Here is an 18512-nt window from a genome sequence, read left to right as displayed (position 1 = left end):
GGCAACATGCACTTTTTAGAAACGGCGGTGAGCGCCGTTAATAATGTTCTATGGAATAATGTTTTAATTTACTTATTGGTTGGTGTGGGCATATTGTTCACTGTCCGATTGGGATTCATTCAGATTCGTGGTTTCGTTTCAGGGATGAAAATGTTTTTTTCAGGCGTTTCTTTGAAAGGGGAAAAAGCAGGGAAAGGCGGGATGAGTTCATTCCAAGCTGTGGCAACAGCAATTGCGGGGCAAGTGGGTACGGGAAATCTTGCAGGACCAGCAACGGCTATTTTATTGGGTGGACCAGGGGCAATTTTTTGGATTTGGGTATCATCTTTTTTAGGCATGGCGACGATTTATGCAGAGGCAATTTTGGCGATCCATTTTAAAACCAAGGATAAGAATGGACAGGTTGTTGGCGGGCCTGCATACTATATCGAACAAGGTTTGGGTTTGAAGTGGCTGGCTATTATCTTTGCAATTTTGATCATTATCGCATTGGGTTTGATCGGTAATATGGTGCAAAGTAACTCCATTGTTGAAGCATTTAATAATTCATTTGGCGTGCCTTCGGGTGTTATGGGGGCGATTTTAGCTGTGATCACGGGATTAGTGATTATGGGTGGAATTAAAAATATTGCTGCGGTTGTAGAGAAGTTGATCCCATTGATGGCGCTGTTTTATCTATTGGGTGTTGTGGTGATTTTAACGCTCAATTATCAATATTTATGGGAAGCTGTACGCATTATTTTTATTGCAGCATTTGATCCAGAAGCGGTATTAGGCGCAGGTGCAGGTATTGCAATTCAGCAAGCAGCACGTTTTGGTATTGCGCGTGGTTTATTCTCAAACGAAGCAGGTATGGGTTCAACGCCACATGCACACGCCGTTGCGAAAGATACAGCACCTGAAGAGCAAGCATTTTTAGCAATGATGGGCGTTTTCATCGTATGTACAATTGTAACTTTAACAGGCTTTGTGATCATTACATCGGCATTAAAAGATTGGGCAGCACTGGGTTTAACGTTGCAAGATGGTAATTTTTTATCCATTTATAAAGTTAAAGGGATTGCAGTTACTCAACAGGCATATCAATCAGTCTTTGGTGACTTTGGCGGTTATTTTGTGAGTGTTGCATTGCTGTGTTTTGCATTTTCAACCATTATTGGCTGGTATTATTATGCAGAAACGAATGTACGTTACTTATTCAATTCATCATTAGCAATTCGTATTTTCCAATTTTTAGTGGTTTGCTTTATCTTCGTTGCAGCATTTTTTAAAGTGGATTTAGTTTGGGATATGGCGGATATGTTCAATGGATTGATGGTGATTCCGAATATTATTGCATTAATTTTATTATCATCCATTGTGGTGAAAATCACTAAAGCGTCTAAGATCAAATGATGAAATGATCAGCGTACATAGCTTAAATGTAAGATAATAAAAAAAGCGCCGATGGCGCTTTTTTAGTTTATAAGATTATTAAGAAATTTTAGCCCCAGGCTTCAATTCACTCAATGTTGTCAATAATGCTAAATCACCATCTAGCGATGCGGATAAAATCATGCCTTCACTGACGCCAAAGCGCATTTTGCGTGGTGCTAGGTTTGCAACAACGATCACATATTTACCAATTAATAATTGTGGTTCACCATAAGCAGAACGAATGCCAGAGAAAATATTGCGCGGCTTTTCTTCGCCTAAATCTACAGTGAATGCTAATAATTTGTCAGAGCCTTCCACAAAATCACAATGCAGCACTTTACCTAAACGTAGATCAACTTTTGCAAAGTCATCGATATTGATGAAGCCTTCTTCTGCAACAGGTGCGGCTTTTTTCTTGTTAGCTTTTTCTGATTTGTCAGTTTTTTCAACTTTCTTCACAGATTCCGCAGGTTGTAAACTTGCTTTATTGCGCTCAACCAATTGCTCTAATTGTTTGAGTTCAATACGCTTCATTAAATGTTCATAATTGTTGATGCTTGCATTTTCTAAGCTGTTATCCGTTGCTTCAAAACTGCTTAAATCACAATTTAAGTATTCGCCAATATTTTTGATCGTTTCTGGTAAAACAGGGAATAAATAGATGCTCAATAGTCTAAATGCTTCCAAGTAGCTTGTACACAATGCTTGTAAGCGAGTAGCTTGGCTTTCATCTTTGGCTAGCTCCCAAGGTTTTGTTGTATCAAAGCTCTCATTGACTAAATCACAACCACGCGCGATTTCGCGCATTGCAGCTGCAAAATTACGATCTTCATAATGCGCTAAAATCGTTGCTTTCATGCCACGGATTGTATTCAATAATTCTGATGTTTCTTCAGCAAATGAGCTTAATTTATTGTCAAACTTGCTGGATACAAATTTACTTGTACGCGATGCAATATTAATAAATTTGCCCACTAAATCAGCATTCACACGATTGACCAAATCTTCCATATTTAAATCTAGGTCATCAATTGCGCCTGATGATTTAGCTGCAAAGTAGTAACGTAACCATTCAGGGTTCAATTTCTCATCTAAGTAAGAGCGTGCGGTGATGAATGTACCGCGTGATTTACTCATTTTCGCGCCATTGACTGTGATGAAGCCATTCACTGCGTATTGCGTTGGTAAACGATAGCCTGAGAAATTCAACATTGCAGGCCAGAACAATGTATGGAAATACATGATGTCTTTACCGATGAAATGAATCATTTCTGTGCCTGCTTTTTCGGCAGCTTCACGTTCTGTATATTCAGCAAAGTTGTATTGAGGATTTTTCTCAATGTAGTTTGCAAGTGATGCTAAGTAACCAACTGGTGCATCCAACCAAACGTAGAAATATTTGTTGGGTTCATTTGGGATTGGGAAACCAAAATAAGGTGCATCACGGGAAATATCCCAATCAGATAATTTATTTTCTTCTTCAGTGCCCAACCATTCTTTCATTTTGTTGGCAGCTTCGGGTTGCAAACGATCGCTGTTTGCTAAGAAATCACGGAGGAATTTCACACAACGATCATCAGATAATTTAAAGAAGAAGTGTTCAGAGCCTTTCATGATTGGTTTATTACCAGAAACAGCGGAGAAAGGATTGATCAATTCTGTTGGATGGTAAACTGCGCCACAAGCTTCACAGTTATCGCCATATTGATCTTGTGCATGACATTTTGGACATTCGCCTTTAATGAAACGATCAGGCAAGAACATTGATTTTTCTTCATCAAAGAACTGCTGAATTTCACGAGTTTCAATTAAATTTGCTGCTTTGAGTTTTAAATAAATATCTGAAACTAACTTGCGATTCTCTTCACAATCGGTTGTGTGATAGTTATCAAATTTCACATGGAAATCTGTGAAATCTTGTAAATGTGCTTTTTGCGCTTTATCGATTAACTCTTTTGGCGTGATGCCCAAGCTTTCTGCACGAATCATAATGGGTGCACCATGAGCATCATCAGCGCAGATGAAATGAACTTCAGAGCCAGACATTCGATGGAAACGTGCCCAAATATCACCTTGGATATAACCCAATAAATGACCTAAATGGATATCGCCATTGGCATAGGGAAGTGCATTGGTAATAAATAACTTACGTTTCTCAGTCGACATTGTTTTGCTCTCAGTTTGAAAAATAAAACGAATTTAATAGTGTAACATTCTCTACGATTTATATTAACCTTATTCTTGAGTAGGTTTTAAAAGAACGATGGCTTGTGCAGCAATGCCTTCTTCTCTTCCAATAAATCCTAGTTTTTCCATTGTGGTTGCCTTAACATTCACATCATCTTCATGAACATTAAGTGCTTTGGCAATGTTGAGTGCCATTTTTTCTTTATGTGGCATTAGTTTAGGGCGCTCTGCCATCACAGTGATGTCAATATTGCCGATGGTATAACCTTTTGCTTGAACTTTTTCATAGGCTTTTTGCAATAGAATCACGCTATCTGCATCTTTAAATGCAGGATCTGTATCAGGGAATAGCATGCCGATATCACCACATTTGGCAGCGCCTAAAATGGCATCCGTTAAAGCGTGTAAAACAACATCGCCATCTGAATGAGCCAAAAATGATTTTGTGTACGGGATTTTTTCACCCGCTAAAATAACATAATCACCTTCTTTGAAGGTGTGAACATCAAATCCAATGCCTATTCGCATAGTTTTCTCTCTTCTAATAAAAAGCGCATTAAGCGTAAATCTGTTGTGTGAGTGATTTTAAAATTGTGTGAATAACCTTGGTAAATATAAGGTTGATAGCCTAAAGCTTCAATGGCAGATGCTTCATCTGTGATAGCTTTGCCTTGCGTTAAAGCTTCTTCATAAGCTTGATATAAATAATGATAGCGGAACATTTGTGGTGTTTGCGCTAAATAAATCGTATCACGATCAATGGTTTGTGTGATTTGTCCGTGTGCAACTTGTTTCACTGTATCCACCGCGGGCATCGCCATAATTCCGCCAATAGAATTTTCTTCATACATCACTTCTGTGATGAATAATTCAAGTTCTTCAGTTGTTAATCCTGGACGAGCTGCATCATGCACAATGATCCAATCATTAGGTTTGGCAATATTTTGTAAAGCTTTTAAGCCCAAAAATACAGTATCACTGCGTGTTTCGCCTGCATCGTAAGTGATTAATTTATCTTTTGAAATGTTCAGTGTTGGGAAATAGGCATCATTCGCTGAAATGCCGAGCGCACCACTTTTGATATTAATAATGGCGTGAAATAATTCTAAAGTGCTTTCTAGAACTGTTTGATCCAATAATTTCAAATATTGCTTCGGACGATCAGCCTGCATCCGAGAGCCAATTCCGCCAGCAGGAATGATGAAAAAGATATTTGCCATGTCTTTCATTGAGAGTAAAACCTCTATTTTATCGCATCCGCTTTTAGAATGTTATGATAATCCTAGTCATATTGTTCAATAATTTATTACGATATAATGACAAGTATATTATTATGTAGATGAAACCCAACAACCATAGAGGAAAAGCTATGAGTAATGAATATAAGCATGTATTAGTGGCAATTGATCATTCTGAAGATTCAGAAAAAATCGTGAAGCAAGCCATTGTAGTTGCACAGCGTAACCACGCAAAAATTACATTGTTACATGTTTTGGAGGATATCAATATTGCATTGGGCTATGAGCTCATGCCGATTATTTCTGAGCAAACAGATACTGAAATTGTAAGCGAAGCAAAACGTAATGCACGTGCATTGGCAGATCGTTTGGGCATTCCAGATGCGGATACACATGTTGTTTCTGCATTTTCTACCAAAGAAGGCATTATTAAAACAGCTGAATCTTTACAGGTGGAATTAGTCGTTGTAGGTGCGCATACAAGACAAGGTTTGGCCCTTTTATTAGGTTCAACATCAGGTTCTATTATTAATGATTCTCCATGTGATATTTTGGTTGTTAAAGTCTAAACAATCAGGTCGCACATAAAACTTAAAGCGATTAATGTTTGACAACCTCGTTGTCAAACATTAACATGTCCATCTTATTTTTAAAATATTGCAATGAATGAATGATGGAAAAGCGCTTTGATATAGTTCATGATTTTTATACAAAATTCTTTACAACTAAAACAAATCTCATGAAAACAAGCCAGAAAAGAATTGAACCAATTGGGATCAATTTTTCTTCATGGCAGTTAGTTATCCACCTTTCGGTATTTTGCCAAGAAAATAATCGAGGCATGACAACCTCAGAATTGGCAGAAGATTTAATCATTTCAAGGCAAGCCGTTTTAAAGCAAATGAAGTGCTTGCTGGAAGAAGAGTTGATTGTTGTTCAAGAGAATAATGCAGATAAACGTTCACCATATTATTGCGTTTCTGAAAAAGGCGAAGAGCTGTGCCAATATGTGGTGGAAGAAATTTTTGCCGACTGGATGATGGAAAGTTTGAAGGATTTTAGTACCGATGAAATTCAAGCAGCAACCAAAATTCTAGCGCATTTAACGAAGTTTTAATATTGAGTCTATTGAGATTGAAAATTATGAAGAGAAAAATTTTTTCTAGAAATAAATGGTTATTAGTCATCGCATCTTCTTTGGCTTTATCAGGCTGTTTTGAAGGTGATAAACCTGCAGCAGGTGGAGAGATTCCTCCTGTATCGGTTGTCGCTATCACAACAAAAGCTGAAGATGTATTGATTAAAGCTGAATTACCAGGCAGAACAAAAGCTTCTAAAATTGCGGAGGTTCGTCCACAAGTTGGGGGGATTATCTTAGAGCGCAATTTTGTAGAAGGTTCGTATGTTGAAGAAGGTGTGACGTTGTATCAAATTGACCCTGCAACATATGAAGCAGCTTTACAACGTGCTGAAGCAAGTTTGGCGCAAGCAGAGGCAAATCAATTTGCTGCAGCAGAAAAAGCAAAACGTATCAATGCATTGGCATCTTCAAAAGCTGTCAGTAAGCAAGATGTGGATGATGCTAACTCACTATTGATTCAGGCGGATGCGCAAGTAATGGCTGCAAAAGCTGAAGTGAATAATGCTGAGATTAGTTTGAATTATACAAAGATGTTGGCGCCAATCAGTGGTCAAATCGGTCGTTCAAACTATACGCAAGGCGCGTTAGTGGCAGCAGGGCAACCAACTGAAATGGCAGTGATTCAGCAAAATGATCCAATGCGTGTTGATATTACATATTCTGCAAAAGATTTCTCAAAGATGCAGCAGAAATTCCGTGATGGCACTTTGATTAATCCTGTACCTGGTGCGATTGATGATAATAATTTCACAGTGCATTTGATTATGGATGATGGCTCAACATATCCAGAAGTAGGTAAAGTGAAATTCTCTGATCGTACAGTTGATCCAACAACTGGTTCTATTTTAATTCAGGCAGAATTCCCGAATAAAGAGCAGATCATTTTGCCAGGCATGTTTGTGAGAGCGATTGTAGAGCAAGGTATTCAAAAAGAAGCAATTCAGATTCCACAAAAAGCAATCTTCCGTGATCCTAAAGGGCAAGCGTTTGTGATTGTCGTGAGTCAAGATAGTTTTGCAGAAGTTCGCCCTGTCGGTATTGAACAATCTAATGATAATAATTGGTTGATTTCAAGTGGCTTAAAAGTAGGTGATCGCGTTGTTGTAGAAGGTATTCAGCAAGTACAAAGTATGCTCCGTCGAGTAGAGAAAGTTCCTTTAAAAGTGTCGACACCAGAAGCACAGACTAAAGGTTAATTTAGGGTATTAAAAGGAAGATATATGGCTCGCTTTTTTATTGATCGACCTATTTTTGCGTGGGTAATAGCGATTTTGACAATGTTCTTGGGTGCATTGTCATTGAAATCGCTACCTGTATCGCAATATCCAGAGATTGCACCGCCACAAGTTTCTATTTCCGGTGTTTATCCTGGTGCAAATGCAACCACTATTGAAAATAGTGTGACGCAGGTAATTGAACAAAATCTATCAGGTTTGGATGGCTTTAGATACATGTCTTCATCCAGTACAAGCCAAGGCAGTTTTCAGATTACACTGACCTTTAACCAAGGTACTGATCCAGATATGGCTCAGGTTCAAGTTCAAAATAAGATTCAAACAGCATTGTCGACATTGCCTGAAGATGTGCAAAGACAAGGTGTCACTGTACAAAAATCATCGGGTTCATTCTTCATGGTTGTGAGTTTCTACTCTAAAGATGGTAAATACAGTAATGCCGATATTGGTGATTTTGTGAATACCAATATTAAAGATACAGTGAGCCGAATTGAAGGATTGGGTGATATTCAGTTCTTTGGTTCTGGTTATGCGATGCGCATTTGGTTGGATCCATATTTATTGAATAAATATGCAATGACACCAATGGATGTCATGGCGGCGATTAAAGAGCAAAATACTCAAGTGGCATTTGGCCAAATGGGTGCGATGCCAACAACCAATGGGCAGCAAATTAACTTTACGATCACAGCGCAAACACAGCTAGAAACAGTGGATCAATTTGAGGAGATCCAGTTACGTGTGAATGAAGATGGTAGTCAAGTACGTTTATCTGATGTTGCGCGTGTTGAATTAACAGCAGAATCATCAGCATTTGATTCAAAATATAACAACATGTCATCTGCGGCATTGGGCTTGAGTTTAGCATCTGGTGCGAATGCATTGGATACAGCTAATAACGTAAAAGCAACGATTGAGCAGTTGTCTGTATTATTGCCTGAAGGTGTTGCGGTTGCATATCCTTATGATACAACGCCATTCGTTGAAATCTCTATTAAAAACGTTGTGAAAACCTTGATCGAAGCAATCATTTTAGTATTCTTCGTGATGTATTTATTCTTGCGTAACTTAAGAGCGACGATCATTCCAACATTGGCAATTCCAGTTGTATTGTTGGGAACATTTGCAATTTTGGATCTATTTGGGTTTACGCTCAATACATTGACGCTCTTTGCAATGGTATTGGCGATCGGACTTCTTGTAGATGATGCGATTGTTGTGGTGGAAAATGTTGAGCGTATTATGGAGGAAGAGCATCTTTCCCCTGTAGAAGCAACGCGTAAATCTATGGATCAAATCACAGGTGCATTAGTAGGGATCGCGGTTGTATTGTCGGCAGTATTTGTACCAATGGCATTCTTAGGCGGTGCATCGGGCGTTATTTATCGTCAGTTCTCCATTACAATCATTACCGCAATGACATTATCTGTCGTGTGTGCGATCATCTTTACATCTGCGCTATGTGCAACGATGTTACAACCACATTCAGCTCGTACTGAAGAGCCAAAAGGTTTAGCGAAATTATTTGTGCCAGTATTGAATATCATCGATTGGCCAATTACGAAGTTTAACAATTGGTTTGATCGTTTGAATAAACGTTATGAAACTGGTGCGCATCATGCGGTCACAAAGAAAAAACGTTATTTAGCAATGTTTGCAGTGATTTTAGCGCTCATCTATTTTGGCTTCCAGCGTTTGCCATCAAGTTTCTTACCTGATGAAGATCAAGGGATTATGATTGGTATGACAATTGGTCCAGATGGTACGTCGCTTAATATTACCACAGAGATTCTTGAACAGATTTCAGCACATGTCTTGGAAGAAGAGAAAGATTCGATTGAAGCAATCATGTCTGTTTCGGGCTTTAGCTTTAGTGGTCGCGGTGGTCAACACGGTGTATTCTTCTTGAAACTGAAAGATTGGAGTTTGCGTAAATCTCCTGAGCAATCTTTAGGGGCGATTCAAAACCGTTTGGCAGCTTATCTTCAAACGATTCCAGGAACGCAAGGCTTCGTTTTTGCACCACCTGCAATCATTGAGTTAGGTAGTGCGACAGGTGTTTCATTCACATTGCAAAATATGACAGGTTTACCACATGAACAATTCATGGGTGAAGTGATGAAGTTCATTGGTTTAGCTGCAACGAAATCTGAAACGATGAATATTGCGACATTACGTCCTGGTGGGCAATTTGATGGCCCGCAATTATATGTGGATATCGATCAAGAGAAAGCTCGTGCATTGCAGATTACCGTAGGTGATATCAATAATTCATTGGCAATTGCTTGGGGTAGTTTGTATGTGAATGACTTTGTTGATCGTGGTCGTGTTAAGAAAGTATTGTTGCAAGGTGATGCTGAATTTAGAATGCAACCTGAAGATTTTGATAAATGGTATGTTCGTAACAAAGTCGGCAAAATGGTTCCTTTCAGTGCCTTTGCAAAAACGGAATGGACTTATGGTCCTGCGCAGTTGAACCGTTTTGATGGTTACTCTTCATTCCCATTATCCATTGAAGCGAAACCTGGTTTCAGTACGGGTGAAGTGATGAATGAAATTGAAGCCATGACAAAACAGTATTTAGATGGTGTTCAAGTGAAGTGGACAGATACATCGTATGAAGAGCGTCAAGCAGGGAATATGCAGATGTATTTATACGCAATTTCTATTTTCGTTATCTTCTTAAGTTTGGCAGCATTGTATGAATCATGGTCGATTCCATTTGCGGTAATTTTCACATTGCCTGTGGGTGTGATTGGTGCAGTGATTGCAGCAAATGGATTTGGTATCGAAAACGATGTTTACTTCCAAGTTGGTCTATTAACAGTACTTGGTTTGACATCGAAGAATGCGATCTTGATCATAGAATTTGCGAAAGACTTATTGCTACAAGGTAAAAATATCATTGATGCAACTGTTGAAGCAGCTCACTTACGTTTACGTCCAATTATCATGACATCTTTGGCATTCGGTTTTGGTGTATTGCCAATGGCATTGAGTAGCGGCGCAGGTTCTGGTGCTCAGAATGTTGTGGGTGTTACAGTCATTGGCGGTATGATTGGTGGTACGATTCTTGTTCTTTTCTATGCACCTATTTTCTTTACAATGATTGGTAAAGGATTTGAGAAAAAAGAGCATGAAATTGCTGATCAGCACAAAGCTTAAGTCTATTTAGATTAGATTAATATCGACCGCCATTAACGATGAGTTAGTGGCGGTTTTTTATTTGCTTGCGATAAATCAATGAAATTAAATACATTTGATGTATCTTATTCAAATAAGTACAAAAATAATAAATGAGTGAGTATGAATATGAACGAGCAATATAATGTGGTTTTTGATGGAAAGATTCAGCCAGAGCAAGATATTAATATTGTTAAAAGTCGAGTGCTCCAGCATTTAAAAATACCAGAGGCGCAATTGGCGAATTTCTTTTCAGGCAAAGAGATTCCTTTGAAAAATAATCTTTCTTTAGATGAAGCGATGAAGTTGCGTGCTCAATTAGAAAAGCTGGGATTGGTCATTAAAATTCGGCCAGTTGAGGTAGCCAAAGTTGCTCAGCCGATTCAGAAAGTCGATGAAATACCTAAAGCATTGAAGGTAGATGTAAAATCAAGAGTTGAATTTGAGGGTGAATATGATTATGAGAATTATGAACCACTTGCGCCAATTCCAGCCATATTTGCATTCGATTGTGAAAGTCGTTTTGGGCGCTTGAGTTTTATTAATGCACAATTGGCTTTGATTTTAGCCATCATTCCTTTGGGGATAATTTATTATATTTTGATAACATTTTTATCTTCGACTGTATTTTCAATCATTTTACTGCTGGTGATGGCAGGTGTTTATATCGTATTTTCATATCGTATTGTTATTTTAAGACTACATGATGTTAATTTAAGTGGTTGGTTTGTATTGATCTATGCGCTGGGAAGGATTCCCGTTGCAGGACCTTTTATTGAGTTCTTATTTACACTTTTTTTAGTTTTAGCGCCAGGTACAAAAGGTGCTAATAATTATGGTGCACAGCCAGAACAAGGTTCAAAAATTGGATTAATCGGCTTTGCTATCATCATTCCGATCGCAATTGGTTTTGTGAGTTATGTTGAATATGAGACAGCACAAACAAAGAAAGCCGTGGAAGAAAGTTTTGTGATGGTGGCGAATTTACAACAGAATATAGAGTCCTATTATCGTGAGAAAGAAAAATTTCCAACCATTATTAATAATGTTTCGGGTTGGCAAGAAGTCCTCAAAGTTTCTCCTGTGATTGATCGATTAGATTTAACAGAACAAGGTTTATTGGAAATCACTTATAATGATGAAATTGAACAGGGAGCATTTATAACGCTTGCGCCATATGTGAATGATGGTTTGATTACATGGCGATGCTATGAATCTAATCTATCGTATGAATATATTCCTGATCAATGTTTATCAGAAATAGATAATTACTATACAAGTGACTACGATCTGGAAGGATATGAGTAAAATATGGCAGAGAAATACAATGTAATATTCAGCGGTAATATTGCGCAAGGCTTTGACGAAGCAACTGTTCAGGATAATATTGTAAGGCTTTTGAAAATTCCAGAGCAGCAACGTGCTGCATTTTTCTCTGGCAAAGAGATTACTTTAAAGAAAGATTTGAATTTAGATGAAGCCTTAAAGCTTAAATCTCAATTGGAACAATTGGGATTAACGATGACAATGGTTTCAACGATGATGGCAGATATGTATGCATCTTTGGAACAATCTCAGGCAGAAAAACAATCTAAAATAGCCGAGCAGAAAGTTGTTAATCAAGCGCAAGAGGAAAAAGAAGCTCGCCGTCAAGCGGCTCGTGATGAGTATGCAGCTTTAATGGCACAAAAAGCAGAAGATGAAGCCGTAGAAGTGGATAAGCCACCTGCGATCTTTTCACTTTCCCTACAAGGGCGTTTTGGTCGTTTGCACTATTTAAATGCAGCACTTTTGTCATTTGTCGTTGTCATCATTATCGTATTTCTATGGATGCTTGTATTTATGAGTGGGAATGACGCTAATACAGAACAAGCTATTAATAATTCTATTCTTTTGACGGTGATTAATTTACTGTATTCTTTGATCAGTTTACGCTTCGGTATTTTAAGATTGCATGATGTCAATTTATCAGGTTGGTATTTAATTTTAGGGTTTGTGCCTTTGATCAGCGGTTTATTCTCTCTCTATCTATTATTTGCACCAGGCACAGATGGTGAAAATGATTATGGTCATCAACCACGGGAAGGTAATAAATTGGGTTTGTTTGGCCTTGCTTTTTTTGTGGTTGCACTGTTTTGGTTTGGTTGGGGATAAACAGCAAAAAGCCCATTCATTTAGAGGATGGGCTTCGTGTGCTTTATGATTGAGGATCGAGGCTTATAGAGCCCACAAAACTCGTTCTTCTGCTTTTAATAATTCATAAGCTTTATCAATATCATCTTGATTTTCCACCCAAACATCAATGGATAAAGATAGATATTTGTCAGATTTACTCATCAAACGCTTAATTTTTGAACCATCAATTTTTGGATCCACTTGCTTTAGAATTTCAACGATGTCATTTTCAAATTCTTCAGTATTTTTACCTGTGACTTTGAATAGAAAGTGTGTTGGGAAATCTACTAAAGGTTCTTTAGTTTCTGGATTAATCATAGTATTAACTCCTTGAATTTAATTTGTTTCTCTGCGCCATGTTGTTTTGCCTTGTTTATCTTCCAAAACAACATTGCGAGCTTTTAACTCATCACGAATACGATCTGATTCTGCCCAATCTTTATTAGCGCGCGCTTCATTACGCTGGACGATTAGTGCTTCAATGAAATCTGCATCATCATCTGATTGATTAGGTGAGCTTTTTAAGAATTGATCAGGATTTGCTTCTAAAATACCTAAAACTTTACCTAAAGTTTTCAATACAACATAATCTTGTGGATCATGGTTTTTATTGTATAGATTCGCTGCTTCAAACAATAAATCAATGGCCATTGGCGTATTAAAATCATCATCCATAACTTCTGTAAAACGCAGTGCAATTGGATGATTGGGATTAAATTCTGGCAACGCATCAGGTGCATCGTTCAATGCAGTATATAAGCGACGTAAACCGTTCCAAGATTGATTTAATAGTTCATCCGTATAGTTAACATGCGTACGATAATGGCTATTGAGCATGAAAAAGCGAATCACCTCAGCAGGAAAGTGCTTTAATACATCGCGAATGGTAAAGAAGTTCCCCAATGATTTACTCATTTTTTCATTGTTGATATTGATGAATCCATTGTGCATCCAATAATTTGCCATTGGTTCATCATGGTAACCTTCTGATTGTGCAATTTCACATTCATGGTGCGGGAATTTTAAATCCATGCCGCCGCCATGAATATCAAAATGATTCCCTAAAGTTTCTTTGCTCATTACAGAACATTCAATGTGCCAACCTGGTCGGCCATTGCCCCAAGGGGATTCCCAGAAAGGCTCATTCGGCTTTGCACGTTTCCATAAAACGAAATCCAAAGGATCTTCTTTTTTAGATTCTACTTCTACACGCTCGCCTGAACGGAGCTCATCAATGTTTTGATTAGAGAGCTTGCCATAGTCTTTAAAACGGCGAACACGATAATAAACATCGCCATCTGGCACAGCATAAGCTAGATCTTTTTCGATCAATCCGTTGATTAACTCGATCATGCCTGCAATTGCATCTGTTGCACGAGGTTCAGAATCTGGCGATAGAATATTGAGTTTTTCACAATCTTCATGTAATGCAGTGATGAATTCATGTGTGAGCTCATTGATTGTGATACCGCGTTCATTGGCGCGTGCGATGATTTTATCGTCAATATCTGTAATATTACGCACAAAGTGAACATCAAAACCTTTATGCATTAAATAACGACGAATCATGTCAAACGCTAACATCGAACGAGCATGACCAATATGACAGTAATCATAAACCGTCATGCCACATACATACATGCGGATTTTGTTTGGTTCAATGGGCACGAAAGTTTCGTGTTTTCTCGTTAGACTATTAAAAATCGTAAGCATAAAAAGGTTCCGATGAAATAAAAAAAGTGTGTATAAGAATTATATATTATGGGGATATTTCTGTTTGATTCAAGGAATAACACTTGGAAAAAAATGAGTTTCCTATATTCTTTATGGCAATGCGTTCAAAAATATAAAAATGAGGAGATAAATGTTACTCCATTCTGTCGAAATTCAAGGTTTTAAAGGCATCAAAGATTTGAGTATTAATTTCAATCAAGACATCAGTGTTTTGATTGGGGAAAATAGCTGGGGATCATCCAGTTTGTTGTCAGCACTTTCTGTGATTGCTAAAGAAAATTTTTTGTATAGTTGTCAAGATCATGATTTTTATCATGATGAAGATTGCCAAGATTGTTTGCGCTTAAGATTTACCTATGTGGATAATCCATTATTGGTGAATGAATCTTTGCAAAATTATCCTGAATTGTCAGAAGTGAGTTACTTTTCTAATCAATTGCGTCAGCAGATGATTTGCTATCAAGTGAGTGCGAATAGACAAGAGGGGAAAATTACAACAGAGCATCATTTTATTGATGATGATGGCAATATTATTGAAATTGAAAATTTCCCAATTCGTTTGCGGCGCTTGATTGATTTAAGTCCATTAATTGTGTTTCGTGGTAATGTCACGAATGAACCGATTGTTAGAAATGAGGATGCGCAAGTTAGGGCATTTTATGATCTGTTGGCCAAGCAATTATCTAAAGATAGTGAAAATTTAACAGAAAGGGAGCTGAAGCAAGGCTTATATGCAGCGACATTATTGCTGACGTATTATCTGGTGAATAATAAACAGTATGAAGAACACATTAGGAAACCAACATTAGAAGATTGGCAGGTGCTTGATAAGATCAATGATCTTTTAGATCAGATGGATAATGCAGTGGCTCATAATGTGATGATGAAATTTTTTTCAAGCATCATTTTTTATCGCATGGGTTATGCATTGCCAGAAAATTCATTGCCTATTTTATGTTTGAAAAATTTTGGTGGTAATACGCATCCAATCATCACCTCCGTTGGGATGCGATTATTGAATAATCTACCCGTACAAAAAATCTTAACGAGCAATACGAGTGATCTGATTCCTATGCTGTCGCTTGAGAATGTGATGCGGATTTCTCGTTCTGATTCTCAGATAGTTGTTAATCAAGTTTTGCCGAAAGAGTTGGGTGCAAGCACCAATCGAAAGGTTTTGTTTCATATTTTTTATCGTCGACCAATTGCTATGTTTGCACGTTGTTGGTTTTTAGTGGAAGGTGAAACAGAAATCTGGTTATTGCGAGAATTGGCGAGTATTTGCGGTTATAACTTAAATGCAGAAGGCGTTGCTTTAGTGGAATTTGCGCAATGTGGTGTTTTGCCATTGATTGAATACGCCGAAGCAATGGGGATTGAATGGTATGTAATGTCGGATGGTGATGCGGCAGGGCGGCATTATGCAAAAACTGTCAGATCCCATTGCCGTGATAAAGAGACATATTATAAACATATGACGCAGTTGCCTTCGCGAGATATTGAAAATTTCTTATTTCAAAAAGGTTTTAGCTCAGTTTATAAAGAGATTGCTTATGGTTCTTCTGAGTTTGTGAATGTGCCTGTGCATGAAATTATTCAAAAAGCGATCCAAAAGAGTTCTAAGCCAGATTTAGCATTGGCAGTTTGCGATTATGCTAGAGTACGAGGTACAAGATCTATTCCAAATTTATTGCAGAAAACATTTAAGAAAGTTATAGCTTTATCGAAAGGTTCGATGTCTGACTGATGATTTTGTACTATAATACGGCGGAACATGATGCGATGGATTAAAATCTTAAATGGCTCATGTTTAGTATTTTAATAGGTAATTCCCTTGTATATGTTGGTTTAAATATATAGTATGTTTACGTCAATTATTTTTCGTTCAATTAACTTAAAGGAGTATTAACATGGATGTTGATTTTACTTTTGGTAACTCAAAAACTGTTGGTGACCGTTTAGACGCTTTTGAAGTTGTAGGTGTTAAACCTGGTTTTAATCATCACGAAGAAGACGGCGTATCTGCGTTCGAAACAATCAATGAAAAATCTTTCCCAGGTAAATGGAAAGTTATCTATTTCTATCCAAAAGATTTCACATTCGTTTGCCCTACAGAAATCGTAGCATTCGATAAATTAGCTGGTGAATTCGCGGATCGTGACGCTGTATTAATGGGCGGTAGCGTAGATAACGAATTCTGTAAATTGGCTTGGAGACGTGATCATAAAGATTTAGACAAATTGGGTCACTACTCATTTGCTGATGTTAAAGGTGAATTGATCGACATGTTGGGTGTTCGTGATCAAGAAGCTGGCGTTGCATTGCGTGCGACATTCATCGTAGATCCAGATAACGTAATTCAACACGTTTCTGTTAACGGTTTGAATGTTGGTCGTAATCCTAACGAAGTTTTGCGTATCCTAGATGCGTTACAAACTGATGAATTATGCCCATGTAACCGTGCAGTAGGCGGCGAAACTCTATAATTTGAGTTTTCCAAAAGCATGACAAGAACCGCGCGAAAGCGTGGTTTTTTTATTGTTGGTAAATTTATTAAAAATATTTGTTATTTATCTAGTTCCTGTAGGGAACTAGGTAGTTATAAATTAGATCTAATATTATTTTTTCGGCTTTTTTTTAGCACGAGGATGTGCTGAATCGAATACTTTGGATAAATGTCCAAAATCTAAATGTGTATAAACTTGAGTTGTCGAAATATCAGCATGGCCCAATAATTCCTGTACAGAACGAATATCTTGGCTAGATTCTAAAACATGGGTTGCCATGGAATGGCGGAACATATGAGGATTCACTTTTAAGCCTTTGCCAAGTTTATCCGCAATATGTTTCACTCGATTACTGATTTGTCGACTTGTGAGGCGATTGCCTTGCTGTGTGATGAAAAGAGCATTGGTTTTTGGTATCCATTGTGCACGAAGATTGAGCCAATTTTGTAGTGCATCTTTTGCTTTATTGCCCAGTGGCACAATGCGATCTTTTCCGCCTTTGCCGTCGATAATGCGAATTTCATTAGCATTGAGAGAGATATGTTTAATATCTAGCGCTGTGAGCTCTGATAATCGTAAGCCAGAACTATAAAACAGTTCGCAAATGGCTAAGTCTCTAATCTCTAGAGGTTGATCAGGATCTGGCGTTTGATCTAACAATTCTTGGATTGCATCGACAGCGATTACTGTAGGTAATGTTTGCTGTACTTTGGGTGTTTTCACTAAACGCGCAGGATTGGATGCAATGATCTCTTTAGATTCTAAAAAATCAAAAAATACACGAATACTCGCTAAATGAGTTTTTAAACTGGTGAGTGATAAGCCATTTTTGTGGCGATAAATAATATATTTCTGTAAACATGCTTGATCGCATTGAGTCCATGATTGAATATCATGATCATCAAGATATTCGGCGAGTTGTCGTAAAGTTAATGACTTAATTTCAACGCTTCGTGGGCGATAGCGCTGCGCAAATTGATCTAAGAATTGATCAATAGGATTCAGTAGATTATTCATAACCTTTACGCAAATCTCTGAGGCGTTGTCGATCTTTTTTATCTGGTGCTTTATCTGGTTTTGGATTATGTACGAGTTTTTTCATTTCTCGATCTTCCATGCGCTTTGCTAAGCTCTCTTCAGTTTCATGATAGAGCAGAACAGCAACTTTAGCAGGACCGCGGGTTTCACTTAAATCATCCACAATGATTGTAAAAGTTTCGCCAGCTTTTTTTATGATTAGCGTATCTTCAATTTTAATTGTACGGGCAGGCTTAGCTCTGTCGCCATTGACTTCCACTTGGTTTTTTTCGATGGCTTCGACAGCCAGACGGCGAGTTTTAAAAAATCTCGCCGCCCATAACCATTTATCGAGTCTCATTATTTGCTTCAACTGTTGATGCGGTCGTGGCTTCTGTTGCATTCTCAGAATCTTGTTCATTTTCTAGTAGAACAATATTCAGCTCTAAAACATCACAGCCATCTTCTTTATCCATTGCAACTTTGATTTGGTCGCTGTCGATTGGCATATATTTACGCACAACTTCCAAGATATCTCTTTGCAGTGCTTGTAAAAAGTCTGGTTGCTGAGAAGGAGAGCCTTGAGTTCTTTCGTGGGCAACAATGATTTGCAAACGCTCTTTAGCGATTGAAGCTGTTGATGCCTTCTTTCTTCTTTTAAATAGCGCGCTAAACATGA

17 protein-coding genes are annotated in these 18512 nt (G+C 37.8%); 9 read left to right on the top strand and 8 right to left on the bottom strand.

The window, feature by feature from the left end; genetic code table 11:
* The first annotated feature begins 6 nt into the window (after window positions 1-6).
* Complete coding sequence (locus tag ACA100_RS01755; RefSeq protein ID WP_481078304.1) at window positions 7-1395, top strand: alanine/glycine:cation symporter family protein; 1389 nt, start codon at window positions 7-9, stop codon at window positions 1393-1395.
* Window positions 1396-1473: 78 nt separating this feature from the next.
* Here the strand turns inward: ACA100_RS01755 and metG are convergent, their stop codons facing one another.
* From metG to ispD, 3 genes are read right to left on the bottom strand one after another with little or no spacing between them, the layout of a single operon-like run.
* Window positions 1474-3606 (bottom strand): methionine--tRNA ligase, encoded by a 2133-nt coding sequence (gene metG / locus ACA100_RS01750; protein ID WP_481079090.1) that lies wholly within the window; start codon window positions 3604-3606, stop codon window positions 1474-1476.
* 45 nt (window positions 3607-3651) lie between these two features.
* Entirely contained in the window at window positions 3652-4131 is a 480-nt protein-coding gene (gene ispF / locus ACA100_RS01745; protein ID WP_481078303.1) for a 2-C-methyl-D-erythritol 2,4-cyclodiphosphate synthase, read from the bottom strand.
* The gene (ispD, locus tag ACA100_RS01740; protein WP_481078302.1) at window positions 4122-4823 is read right to left on the bottom strand and encodes a 2-C-methyl-D-erythritol 4-phosphate cytidylyltransferase; all 702 of its coding nucleotides are present in this window, start codon (window positions 4821-4823) and stop codon (window positions 4122-4124) included. The genes ispF and ispD overlap by 10 nt, the downstream gene beginning before the upstream one ends.
* A 149-nt stretch (window positions 4824-4972) precedes the next feature.
* Here ispD and ACA100_RS01735 point away from each other — a divergent pair, with 149 nt between their 5' ends.
* From ACA100_RS01735 to ACA100_RS01710, 6 genes are all read left to right on the top strand, one after another.
* Complete coding sequence (locus tag ACA100_RS01735; protein ID WP_481078301.1) at window positions 4973-5410, top strand: universal stress protein; 438 nt, start codon at window positions 4973-4975, stop codon at window positions 5408-5410.
* Window positions 5411-5511: 101 nt separating this feature from the next.
* A complete protein-coding gene (locus ACA100_RS01730) occupies window positions 5512-5958 on the top strand; it encodes a MarR family winged helix-turn-helix transcriptional regulator (protein ID WP_481078300.1) in 447 nt (148 codons plus the stop codon).
* Between the two features lie 26 nt (window positions 5959-5984).
* Window positions 5985-7178, top strand: coding sequence for an efflux RND transporter periplasmic adaptor subunit (locus ACA100_RS01725; protein WP_481078299.1), 1194 nt, complete (start codon window positions 5985-5987; stop codon window positions 7176-7178).
* Window positions 7179-7202: 24 nt separating this feature from the next.
* On the top strand, window positions 7203-10382 hold the full coding sequence (locus ACA100_RS01720; protein WP_481078298.1) for an efflux RND transporter permease subunit: 3180 nt from the start codon (window positions 7203-7205) through the stop codon (window positions 10380-10382).
* Between the two features lie 141 nt (window positions 10383-10523).
* The gene (locus ACA100_RS01715) at window positions 10524-11708 is read left to right on the top strand and encodes a DUF805 domain-containing protein (RefSeq protein ID WP_481078297.1); all 1185 of its coding nucleotides are present in this window, start codon (window positions 10524-10526) and stop codon (window positions 11706-11708) included.
* A 3-nt stretch (window positions 11709-11711) separates the two neighbouring features.
* Window positions 11712-12554, top strand: coding sequence for a DUF805 domain-containing protein (locus tag ACA100_RS01710; protein WP_481078296.1), 843 nt, complete (start codon window positions 11712-11714; stop codon window positions 12552-12554).
* A gap of 63 nt (window positions 12555-12617) precedes the next feature.
* Here ACA100_RS01710 and ACA100_RS01705 read toward each other — a convergent pair whose 3' ends face one another.
* The gene (locus tag ACA100_RS01705; protein ID WP_481078295.1) at window positions 12618-12893 is read right to left on the bottom strand and encodes an HP0495 family protein; all 276 of its coding nucleotides are present in this window, start codon (window positions 12891-12893) and stop codon (window positions 12618-12620) included.
* 18 nt (window positions 12894-12911) lie between these two features.
* On the bottom strand, window positions 12912-14288 hold the full coding sequence (gene cysS, locus ACA100_RS01700; RefSeq protein ID WP_481078294.1) for a cysteine--tRNA ligase: 1377 nt from the start codon (window positions 14286-14288) through the stop codon (window positions 12912-12914).
* Between the two features lie 151 nt (window positions 14289-14439).
* Here cysS and ACA100_RS01695 point away from each other — a divergent pair, with 151 nt between their 5' ends.
* Together ACA100_RS01695 and ACA100_RS01690 are read left to right on the top strand one after the other, a co-directional pair.
* Complete coding sequence (locus ACA100_RS01695; protein WP_481078293.1) at window positions 14440-16056, top strand: DUF2813 domain-containing protein; 1617 nt, start codon at window positions 14440-14442, stop codon at window positions 16054-16056.
* A gap of 163 nt (window positions 16057-16219) precedes the next feature.
* The gene (locus ACA100_RS01690) at window positions 16220-16795 is read left to right on the top strand and encodes a peroxiredoxin (RefSeq protein ID WP_481078292.1); all 576 of its coding nucleotides are present in this window, start codon (window positions 16220-16222) and stop codon (window positions 16793-16795) included.
* A 132-nt stretch (window positions 16796-16927) separates the two neighbouring features.
* Here ACA100_RS01690 and ACA100_RS01685 read toward each other — a convergent pair whose 3' ends face one another.
* Genes ACA100_RS01685 through minE form a run of 3 tightly spaced genes read right to left on the bottom strand, consistent with a single transcriptional unit; the run spans window position 16928 to window position 18510 of the window.
* Window positions 16928-17833 carry a tyrosine recombinase XerC gene (locus ACA100_RS01685; RefSeq protein WP_481078291.1) on the bottom strand — a complete coding sequence of 302 codons (906 nt, stop codon included), beginning with the start codon at window positions 17831-17833 and terminating at the stop codon, window positions 16928-16930.
* The gene (locus tag ACA100_RS01680) at window positions 17826-18194 is read right to left on the bottom strand and encodes an RNA-binding S4 domain-containing protein (protein WP_481078290.1); all 369 of its coding nucleotides are present in this window, start codon (window positions 18192-18194) and stop codon (window positions 17826-17828) included. The genes ACA100_RS01685 and ACA100_RS01680 overlap by 8 nt, the downstream gene beginning before the upstream one ends.
* Complete coding sequence (minE, locus tag ACA100_RS01675; protein WP_481078289.1) at window positions 18181-18510, bottom strand: cell division topological specificity factor MinE; 330 nt, start codon at window positions 18508-18510, stop codon at window positions 18181-18183. The genes ACA100_RS01680 and minE overlap by 14 nt, the downstream gene beginning before the upstream one ends.
* Between the last annotated feature and the right edge of the window lie 2 nt (window positions 18511-18512).

The organism is Wohlfahrtiimonas sp. XWW7, assembly GCF_056716055.1.
Note: the sequence above shows the minus strand (reverse complement) of the source record. Positions and strands in the feature narration are given on the sequence as shown.